The sequence below is a fragment of the Kitasatospora sp. NPDC030952 genome (assembly GCF_055571335.1).
Window position 1 is genome coordinate 146,509 of the sequence record NZ_JBVIFM010000022.1, and the last position, 9,619, is coordinate 156,127.

Here is a 9,619-nt window from a genome sequence, read left to right on the forward strand (position 1 = left end):
CCTCCCTCGATCGCTTTCACCAGGCAACACGACGAGGCCGTGAGCCGGAACGGTTCCCCGTCCGGGCCCACGGCCCCGTCGAAAACGATCGCCCGGTCAGACCGCCCGGTTGCGCCGCTGCGCCAGCTCGTCCGCCGGATCGTTGCCGACCAGCGTCTCGCCGGTGTCGGTCCGCTCCGCGTGCAGCCGACCGAGGGTCAGCTCCAGCTCGTGCCAGACCGCTCCCACCGCGATGCCGAACACCCCCTGACCACCCTTCAGCAGATCGACCACCTGCTGCGGCGTGGTGCACTCGTACACCGTCGCACCGTCACACATCAGCGTCAGCCCGGCCAGGTCGGCCTGTTCGGCGGACTGCAGATGGGCGACGGCCACCCGGATGTTCTGCAAGGAGACGCCCGCGTCGAGCAGCCGCTTGACGATCTTCAGCAGCAGGACGTCGAGGAAGCTGTAGAGCCGCTGACTGGTCGCCGGGTACGCGGTGCGGACGCTGGGCTCCAGCAGTCCGGTGCGGGCCCAGTAGTCCAACTGGCGGTAGGTGATGCCGGCCGCCGCACAGGCCGTCGGGCCGCGGAAGCCGATCAGTTCGGACGTCGGGGCCAGCCGCTCGATCGCGGGCTGCCCCGGCTGTACGGCCGGGAACCTGCCCGTCCTGGGCAGGTCGGACACGGTGCGGGCGGTGCGCGGAAGGTGCACGGCGCACAGGCCTCCCACGGCCGCGTCATCGCCGGTGCTGCTCATGCCTACCTCCGTCCACTCGTGCTGCGGGCAACCCGACTGCGGGCATCGGCCACCCGGACAGCCACTCCTGACGGTAGGCAGTCCCCTATGACCCGTCAACGATCGCCACGCCGGGCCCGACAGACCACATCACTCAGGAGAGTGGTTTTTCGTGCCCCTAGTGTGGGTAGATGGACGGTTTTTGGCAAAACGGCGCGCGCAACGGCTGACGAGGCCCGTCCGCGCTACTGCGGGCCGCCGCCCCCGAAGTCCTCGGGCGACACCTGGTCGAGGAACTCGCGGAACTTCTCGACCTCGTCCTCCTGCTCGTCCGGGATCGCGATGCCCGCCTCGGCGAGCACCTCCTCGCTCCCGTAGATCGGCGTACCGGTGCGCAGGGCGAGCGCTATCGCGTCGGACGGCCGGGCACTCACCTCGACCCCGCCGGCGAACACCAGCTCGGCGTAGAACACGCCCTCCCGCAGGTCGGTGATCCGGACCTCGGTGAGCTGCTGGCCGAGCGCTTCCAGGACGTCCTTGAACAGGTCGTGCGTCAGCGGGCGCACCGGAGTCATGCCCTGCTGGGCGAAGGCGATCGCGGTCGCCTCGCCGGGGCCGATCCAGATCGGCAGGTATCGATCTCCCCCGACCTCCCGAAGCAGCACGATCGGCTGGTTGGAAGGCATCTCCACTCGGACACCCACGACGTCGAGCTCATTCACACAGGCAACCCTATGGCTACGACCCCGGATATGAAAGCGCAGGGCCGACGCCGCTGGTCAACGCGGTGCACCGGTCCGTGCGAGGGACGCCGCAGGGGCTATCCCCGAGAGCGCAGACCGGCCTGGACCATGGCCGCGTGCAGCCGCACCGACAGCGTCGCCAGCTCCCTCGCGGTGGCCTCGGCGTGCGCCCGGGTCTGCGGGTTCCGGTGCCGTCGCAGCGGCGCCACCACCTGCTCCACCAGCGCGATCTCGCGGTCCGCCGCCGCCTTCATGGCCCTCAGGTGCCGCGGCTCCAGCCCGTACCGGCCGAGCTCGGCGACCAACCGGGCCACCTGCAGCGCCTCCCCGTCGTACCCGCCGTCCGGGCCCGGCACGACCAGCCCGTACGCCTCCCACTCCGCCAGCTCCGGTTCCCCGGCCTCGGCGGCGGCGAGCAGCTCGGCCCGCCCCAGCCGGACCCCGGAGGGGACGTCGGCCGAGGCCACCAGCTCCCGGTCGGCCTCCTCCATCGGCCCGGGCCGGGCCTCGGCGGCCGGCAGGGCGGGCGGGGCCTCCCCGCGCTCGATCGCGTCCAGGTGCTCGCGGATCACCCGCAGCGGCAGGTAGTGGTCGCGCTGCATCCGCAGCACGTAGGCCAGCCGCTCCACGTCGGACGGGCTGAACTTGCGGTACCCCGAGGGAGTGCGCTGCGGCTCGACCAGCCCTTCCGCCTCCAGGAAGCGGATCTTGGAGATGGTCACCTCGGGGAAGTCGTCGCGCAGGAAGGCCAGCACCGCGCCGATGCTCAGCAGTTCGTCACCGCCGCGCCGTCGCCCGGCGGGCCGGTCCGGCCGGACCGGCTGCCTGGGGGCCGCGACCACCCCGCGACCGCCCCGGTCCGCCTGCGGACCGGACGACGACGCAGGGTTGGCCGCCCCGAGAGAAGAGGAAGGGGTATTCGTATTCACTCGGGCTCCCGCCGACGTTGGTTTCAGTACCCCCGGTTGTGGCCGGCGAAGAACACCAGCCGGTACTTCCCGATCTGCACCTCGTCGCCGTTGTTCAGCGGCACCTCGTCGATCCGCTCCCGGTTGACGTAGGTGCCGTTCAGGCTGCCCACGTCCGCGACGCTGAAGCCGGCCGGGGTGCGGCGGAACTCCACGTGGCGGCGGGAGACGGTGACGTCGTCCAGGAAGATGTCACCCTGCGGGTGACGCCCCGCCGTGGTGACGTCCGAGTCCAGCAGGAACCGGCTGCCCGAGTTCGGGCCGCGCTGGACGATCAGCAGCGCCGAGCCCGGCGGCAGCGCGTCGATCGCCGACAGCACCTCGGCCGACAGCGCCGGCGTGGTGCCGGTGCCGGTCGTGGCGGACGGGTCGTAGGACTCCAGGCCGGAGATCGAGATCGTCGAGGTGGTCTCCACCGCCCCCTCCGGCAGCACACCGCCGCGCAGCGCGGTGCCGCAGTTGGAGCAGAAGCGGGCCGCGGCCGGGTTCTGGTTGCCGCACCTGGGGCACGGAGTGGGGCCAGCCATGTTCACAGCCTCCTGGCGCGGCACACCCGACGGGTTGTGCCCGGCGTACGGGTCCGGGGCAAACCCTCCACCAGAGGTTGAGGGTCCTGACGGGAAACCTATGCGCGGGTCGCCGGAGGGGTCAACCGACGCGCCGTAGCCCGCCGGATTCCCCGCGTACTGCGCGGCACCGTCCCGGTAGAGCTGCTGTTCGGCGTACGGCGCGGCCTCGGGGGCGGGGCGCATGCCCGGCACGGCGGGCTCGTCCTCCGGCCGGCGGTGCCGCGCGGTGGGCGCCTCGACGGCGGCCGCGTCGCGACCCTTGTTGCGACCGAACAACTTCGAGAAGAAACTCACGGGCGAATCCCCTTGCGTGTGACAGACCCGCCCGCGGGGCAGGGTGAGAACCTCGGACAGGCTGCGGGCCCGGTTGCGGCTCGGGCCTGCTGGAGTGGTACTCCGACGGTTGGTGCTTCGGTTGGTGCTACGGAGCGTACTGGTGCGAACCAGTCTCTCCCACGCGACGACGGCGCCCCGCACCGGGTGCCGCCCGCCCGTGACGGGCCGTTCGACGAGCGCCCCGTCACTTCGAAGCCGGCTTGGCGTACTGCGGCGTCTTCAGATCGACGAGGGCGTCGACGACCACCTTCTGCTGCTGGGTGATCGTCGCCCGCGCCTGGTGGCTCTCCAGGGTGCGGACGACGCCCCCCGGGATGTTCAGCGCGGGCGTCAGGTCCTGCGGGTTCCCCACGACGGTGAACCGATAGGGCTGCGAGACCTTCTTCCCGTCGATCTGCACCCCACCGCCCGACAGGTCGGTGAAGTAGGTGTTGACCACCACGCGCACATCGTTGATCTGAATCGCCTCCGCCCCCGCCGCTCGAAGTTCCTGCAGGGTGTCCAGCAGCATATCTGCCTTCACCTGCCCTTGGGGATCATCGACCGTGAGTACGATGCCCGGACCTGTGGCTTTGACCGTACCGGCCAGCACACCCAGTTCCGTCATCTTCTTCCTGGTCTGTTCCTGGGCCTCCTTGGCCTGGTTGGAGCTGTTCTCCAACTTGCCCAGGGACTGCTCGAGCTCGGCCTTCTCCTGCTGGAGACGCTGCTGACGGCTGTCCAGTTCGTCGAGGATCCGGACCAGGTCCTCCTGCCGCGCCCCGCGCAGCTGGTTGTGGTGGTCGTTGGTCGAGCGCACCTGGATCGCCAGCCCCAGCCCGAGCGAGAACAGCAGCAGCGCCACCACCAGCTGCCCGCGCGACAGCCGCGGCGGCCAGAGCGCCGCCTTCAGCCGCCGCCGACCGGCGCTCCGGTCCGCACCGGGCGGCTCCTCTGCGGGCGATTCCTCAGCGGCTGGCTCCTCGGCGGCCTCCGGACCGACCGGTTCCGCCGGCTCACCGGCCTCGACCTCGACCTCGACCTCGGCCGCCACAGGCTCCGGCTCGGTTTCGGCGGCGGCGGCCTTCGTCAGCCGTACCGACGGCGCGGGCTCCGGCTCCGCCGCCCCTGCCTCAAGCTCAGCGTCAGCGTCAGGCTTCTCCGCCTCCGCCACAGCCTCAGCCGTCGCCGCAGCCTCAGGCTCCTCGGACGCCTTCGCCACCGGTTCCGGAGCGGTCTCCTCGACCGCCGGCGCCTCCGCCGTCTTCTCCTCTTCCTTCTCCGCCGCTCCGCGGCCCGGCTCAGGCACGGAAGACATGACGCCGGATCGCCGCCGCGTTGGAGAAGATGCGGATGCCGAGGACGACGACCACACCCGTGGACAGCTGCGAGCCGACGCCCAGCTGGTCACCCAGGAAGACGATCAGGGCCGCGACCACCACGTTCGACAGGAACGAGACGATGAAGACCTTGTCGTTGAAGATCCCGTCCAGCATCGCCCGGACGCCGCCGAACACCGCGTCCAGCGCCGCCACCACCGCGATCGGCAGGTAGGGCACGACGGCGTCGGGCACCTCGGGTTGGACGAAGAGTCCGACGACCACCCCGATCACGAGACCCAGTACGGCAATCACGGTCTAGCTGCTCCTGTCCCTGTGGTGGTCTTGGTGGATCCGCCGGACGGTCGCCGCTTCGCGGGCTGACCCGTACTGGTCGCGGATGGTGAAACGGACGCCGTCGGGCTCCCCGAGGTTCCCGGGCCGCCCGACGGGCTGCCGTCCGCTGCGGCCGTCGAGCTCGCCGACGGGCTCGCCGTGGGCGAGGGCTCGGGCGTGACGGGCTGCGCGGTCCGCAGCGTCACGCCCACCGCCGCCGGCAGCGTCAGGCTCTTCTGTGCGGAGAGCGTGGACTTGATGCCGTACTTCTCCTCCAGCAACCGCAGGTACTGCCCGGCCATGTCCCGCTCGAAGGCGGTCAGTAGCTTCGGCCCGTCCCCGATCGCCTGGATGTTGTACGGCGGGACCAGCGGCCGGTTGTCCACCAGCACCGCCTCACCGGCGGCCCGGATCGCCGACAGGGCGGTCAGCCGCTGCCCGTTGATCGAGACGGCCTCCGCGCCGGATCCCCACAGGCCGTTCACCACGAGTTGCAGGTCTCGGTCGCGCAGCCGGCCGCTGTTGGAGAAGCCCTGTCCGGCCCGCGGGTCGACGTTGCCCCCGCTGCCCGTCCCGGCGGCGTCCTCCAGGACCAGCTTCACCCCGGGCCCGGTGACCTCGCCCAGGCCCACCTCGCCGGTCAGTCCGGCCGATCCGCTGTCCCCGGAGGCCAGCGCCTGCTGCTGGGTGTCGTCGACCTTGCGCCGCAGGTCCTGGACCTCCTTCTGCAGGTGGTCCGCCGAGCCGTTGCTGTCGTTGATCCGGTGGATCAGCGCGTCCCGCTCCTTGGCCAGCGTCGGCTCCGCCTTGTGCGCGTTCACCGCGCCGATGGTCACCACCGCACCGACCATTGCCAGTCCGGCGCCCAGCGTCAGCAACCCCCGCAGCGTCCGGGGTATCCGGCTGTCGTGCTCACCGCCCCGGGCCGCGGCCGCCTCGGCGTACCCCTCGTCCAGGCTGTGGTCCATCACGTTGGTCAGCAGGGACATCGAGGCGTCCGGGCGGTTGTACCGCCCGTTCGGGGCACTCGGCGTCGGCGTCGCTGGCATGCGGACCATCGTCCCATGTCGGCGAAGGGGCCCGCGCACGGCCCCTGAGCTGCACACACGCCGGACACATCCACGGAAAGTGACGGAACCCTCCGAATGATGTGAAAACGGACAGCGGGGCGCGCGAACCGATCCGCGCGCCCCGCCCTTCAGGGGACCCGTCCGCTCAGACGGTCACCGTCCCGCGCCCTCGACCACCGCCGCCCACTCGTCCAGGAGCGCGTCGGTCGCCTCGTCGTCCGGCCCCTCGGCCCACAGGTGGGTGACCGCCTCGGCCGGGTCCGGCAGCACCAGCGTCCACCGCCCGTCCGCCTCGACCACCCGGACGCCGTCCGTGGTGTCCAGCCGGCGGCTGCCGGCCGCCTCCACCACCGAGCGCATGACCATGCCCTTCGCCGCCCACGGCGTCGCGATGTCCCGGCGCCGGATGTGCGCCTGCGGGATCCGCGCGTCGATCTGGCTCAGCGTGAGCTGGGTCCGGGCCACCAGGCCGACCAGCCGGACGAAGGCCGCGGCACCGTCCAGCACCCCGCTGAACTCGGGCACCACGAAGCCTCCGCGCCCGTCCCCGCCGAACACCGTGCCCTCGGCCGAGGCCGCCTTCGCCAGGTCGTCCGGCGTCGTCGTCGTCCAGATGACCTGGGTTCCGTGGTAGGCCGCGACCTGCTCGGCGATCCGGGTCGTGGTCACCGGCAACGCCACCTGCCCACTGCGCCGCTCCGCCGCGACCAGGTCCAGCAGCACCAGTAGCGCCCGGTCGTCGTCGATCACCCGGCCCAGCTCGTCCACGAACGCGACCCGCTCGCCCACCGGGTCGAACCGGACGCCGAAGGCCGCCCGCGAGGACGCCACCAGCTCGCCGAGCCTGGCCAGCCCGGCTCGCCGGGTCTCCGCGTCCTCGGTCGGCCGTGCCTCGTCCAGCCCGCTGGAGACGGTGAGCGCCTCCACCCCCAGCCGACCGAGGATGCTGGGCAGCACCAGCCCGGCACTGCCGTGCGCGGTGTCCACCACCACCTTCAGCCCGGCCTCCCGGACCCCGGTGGTGTCCACCGTCCGCAGCAGGTTGCCCGCATAGGAGTCGAACACGCTGGACGGGAAGGTCAGGTCCCCGATCTCGCCCGGGAACGCCCTCCGGTACTCCTGACGTGCGTAGACCCGGTCGAGCTTGCGCTGGCCGGCCTGCGAGAGGTCGGCCCCGCGCTCGTCGAAGAAGAGGATGTCCAGCGAGTCCGGCACGCCGGGGGTCGTCCGCAGGAAGATCCCGCCCGCGCTCCCCCGCGCCGTGTGCTGCCGGGCCACCGGCATCGGTACGTTCTCCAGGTCGCGGACGTCGATCGCCGAGGTCTGCAGGCCCGAAATCATCGCCCGTTTGAGCGCACGCGCACCACGCGAGTGGTCACGCGCAATGGTGACGGTGGCGCCCTTCTTCAAGGTCGTCGCGTACGCACCCGCCAGCCGCACGGCCAGCTCCGGGGTGATCTCGACGTTCAGGATGCCCGAGACGCCCCGGACACCGAACAGGTGCTCCTGGCCGCGCGACTCCCAGATCACCGAGGTGTTGACGACGGCGCCGGCCTCGATCGTCTTGAACGGGTAGACCCGGACGTTCGCCCCGATGATCGACTCCTCGCCGACCAGGCACTCGTCCCCGATCACCGCGCCGTCCTCGATCCGCGCGGCCCGCATCACATCGGTGTTCTTGCCGACCACGCAGCCGCGCAGATTGCTCTGCGGCCCGACGTAGACGTTGTCGTGCACCACCGCCTTGTGCAGGAAGGCGCCGCGCTTGACCACGACATTGCTGCCGAGCACCGTGTGCTCACGGATCTCCACGCCGGCCTCGACCTTGGCGTAGTCCCCGATGTACAGCGGCCCGCGCAGCACGGCCTCCGGGTCCACCTCCGCCCCTTCGGCCACCCAGACCCCCGGCGAGATCTCGAAGCCGTCGATCTCGACGTCGACCTTGCCCTCCAGGACGTCCGCCTGGGCCTTGCCATAGCTCTCGTGGGTGCCCACGTCCTCCCAGTAGCCCTCGGCGACGTAGCCGTAGACCCGCTTGCCCTCCTTCAGCAGCTGCGGGAACACGTCACTCGACCAGTCGACGGACTCACCGGCCGCGACGTAGTCGAAGACCTCCGGCTCCATCACGTAGATACCGGTGTTCACCGTGTCGGAGAAGACCTGGCCCCAGGTCGGCTTCTCCAGGAAGCGCTCGACCCGCCCGTCCTCGTCGGTGATCGTGATTCCGAACTCCAGGGGATTCGGCACCCTGGTGAGACAGACCGTGACCAGTGCGTTCTTACTGCGGTGAAAGTCGATCAATTCGGAGAGGTTGAAGTCGGTCAGCGCGTCACCGGAGATCACCAGAAAGGAATCGTCCTTGAGCGCGTCCTCGGCGTTCTTGACACTCCCCGCAGTGCCTAGTGGCGTCTCCTCATGGGCATACGTGAGGTGCATGCCCAGTTCCTCCCCGTCACCGAAGTAGTTCTTGACGAGTGATGCCAGGAACTGGACGGTGACGACGGTGTCGGAGAGGCCGTGCCGCTTCAGCAACCGAAGCACGTGCTCCATGATCGGCATATTGGCGACCGGAAGCAGCGGCTTCGGCATGCTGGAGGTCATCGGGCGGAGTCGGGTGCCCTCGCCCCCTGCCATTACTACGGCTTTCATTACGGGTGCGTCCTCCTTCGCGGTGGTGGACCTGCAGGTCCATCAAACCGTTCCAGAGGGTTCTCTACCCGGAAGGTCTCGTCCGACGCACCGGGACGACGTGGGACTTCTCTCAGATCACGTCTCAGACTGTGGACGCGGAGCCCGCGGAGCCGGCCTTGATGATCTGCCGCACCTGAACCGCGTAAAGAATCGCCGACCACCAGTACAGGGTCGTCCCCCACCAGATGAAGGCCCAGCTCACCACCTCGGCCGGCCGCGCGATCCAGCTGTCGATGCCACCGAGCAGCAGAAGCGGAAACGCGTACATCAGATTGAAGGTCGCGGCCTTGCCGAGGAAACTCGTCTGCAGCGGCCCGTAACCGTGTCGGTTCAGAATCGGCAGCAGTGCCGCGATAAAGACTTCCCGGGCCAGCAGAATCGCCGTCACCCACCACGGCAGGAACTCACGCCACGTCAATCCGACGAGCGTGGACAGCACATAGAGCCGGTCGGCCAACGGGTCCAGCAGCTGCCCCACCCGACTGATCTGCCCCCACCGCCTGGCGAGCTTTCCGTCCAGGTAGTCGGTGACCCCGCTGAGCGCCAGGATCAGCAGCGCCCAACCGTCGTTCTTGGGACCGCCGAACGCGGGCCACAGGATGAGCCAGAGAAAGAGCGGAACGCCGACCAGCCGGCCCATGCTCAGCAGGTTGGGGATGGTGAGGACACGATCGGTCTGGACCCGCGTCTCCTGGACCTCCACCCGGGGGCCTCCTGTCCTGTGTCACGACAATGCACGTTGACTTTACAACAGAAAAGCCCCCGTCCGGTTCACCCGGCGGGGGCTTCTCTCGAAGAATTGTTCGGCGGCGTCCTACTCTCCCACAGGGTCCCCCCTGCAGTACCATCGGCGCTGTGAGGCTTAGCTTCCGGGTTCGGAATGTAACC

Annotated in this window: 9 protein-coding genes and 1 rRNA gene; all 10 read right to left on the reverse strand. The window is 70.1% G+C overall.

The genetic code is table 11. The features are described 5' to 3' along the window. Nucleotides 1-96: 96 nt before the first annotated feature. Nucleotides 97-741: a MerR family transcriptional regulator gene (locus tag ACZ47G_RS31135; RefSeq protein WP_465748386.1), complete on the reverse strand. Its 645-nt coding sequence runs from the start codon at nucleotides 739-741 to the stop codon at nucleotides 97-99. Between the two features lie 224 nt (nucleotides 742-965). After that, nucleotides 966-1,442: a bifunctional nuclease family protein gene (locus tag ACZ47G_RS31140; RefSeq protein ID WP_030062493.1), complete on the reverse strand. Its 477-nt coding sequence runs from the start codon at nucleotides 1,440-1,442 to the stop codon at nucleotides 966-968. Nucleotides 1,443-1,540: 98 nt separating this feature from the next. Beyond that, on the reverse strand, nucleotides 1,541-2,233 hold the full coding sequence (gene ftsR / locus ACZ47G_RS31145; protein WP_465748407.1) for a transcriptional regulator FtsR: 693 nt from the start codon (nucleotides 2,231-2,233) through the stop codon (nucleotides 1,541-1,543). A 182-nt stretch (nucleotides 2,234-2,415) separates the two neighbouring features. Further along, nucleotides 2,416-2,958 (reverse strand): FHA domain-containing protein, encoded by a 543-nt coding sequence (locus ACZ47G_RS31150; RefSeq protein ID WP_465748388.1) that lies wholly within the window; start codon nucleotides 2,956-2,958, stop codon nucleotides 2,416-2,418. 562 nt (nucleotides 2,959-3,520) lie between these two features. Continuing rightward, the gene (locus tag ACZ47G_RS31155) at nucleotides 3,521-4,624 is read right to left on the reverse strand and encodes a DUF881 domain-containing protein (RefSeq protein ID WP_465748390.1); all 1,104 of its coding nucleotides are present in this window, start codon (nucleotides 4,622-4,624) and stop codon (nucleotides 3,521-3,523) included. After that, nucleotides 4,617-4,949, reverse strand: coding sequence for a small basic family protein (locus tag ACZ47G_RS31160; RefSeq protein WP_030062488.1), 333 nt, complete (start codon nucleotides 4,947-4,949; stop codon nucleotides 4,617-4,619). Before ACZ47G_RS31160 ends, ACZ47G_RS31155 begins: the two co-directional genes overlap by 8 nt. After that, entirely contained in the window at nucleotides 4,946-6,019 is a 1,074-nt protein-coding gene (locus tag ACZ47G_RS31165) for a DUF881 domain-containing protein (protein ID WP_465748392.1), read from the reverse strand. Before ACZ47G_RS31165 ends, ACZ47G_RS31160 begins: the two co-directional genes overlap by 4 nt. A gap of 174 nt (nucleotides 6,020-6,193) precedes the next feature. Next, a complete protein-coding gene (locus ACZ47G_RS31170) occupies nucleotides 6,194-8,689 on the reverse strand; it encodes a sugar phosphate nucleotidyltransferase (protein WP_465748394.1) in 2,496 nt (831 codons plus the stop codon). Between the two features lie 124 nt (nucleotides 8,690-8,813). After that, complete coding sequence (locus ACZ47G_RS31175; protein WP_465748395.1) at nucleotides 8,814-9,434, reverse strand: CDP-alcohol phosphatidyltransferase family protein; 621 nt, start codon at nucleotides 9,432-9,434, stop codon at nucleotides 8,814-8,816. 98 nt (nucleotides 9,435-9,532) lie between these two features. Continuing rightward, a 5S ribosomal RNA gene (rrf, locus tag ACZ47G_RS31180) occupies nucleotides 9,533-9,619 on the reverse strand; the annotation flags it as partial.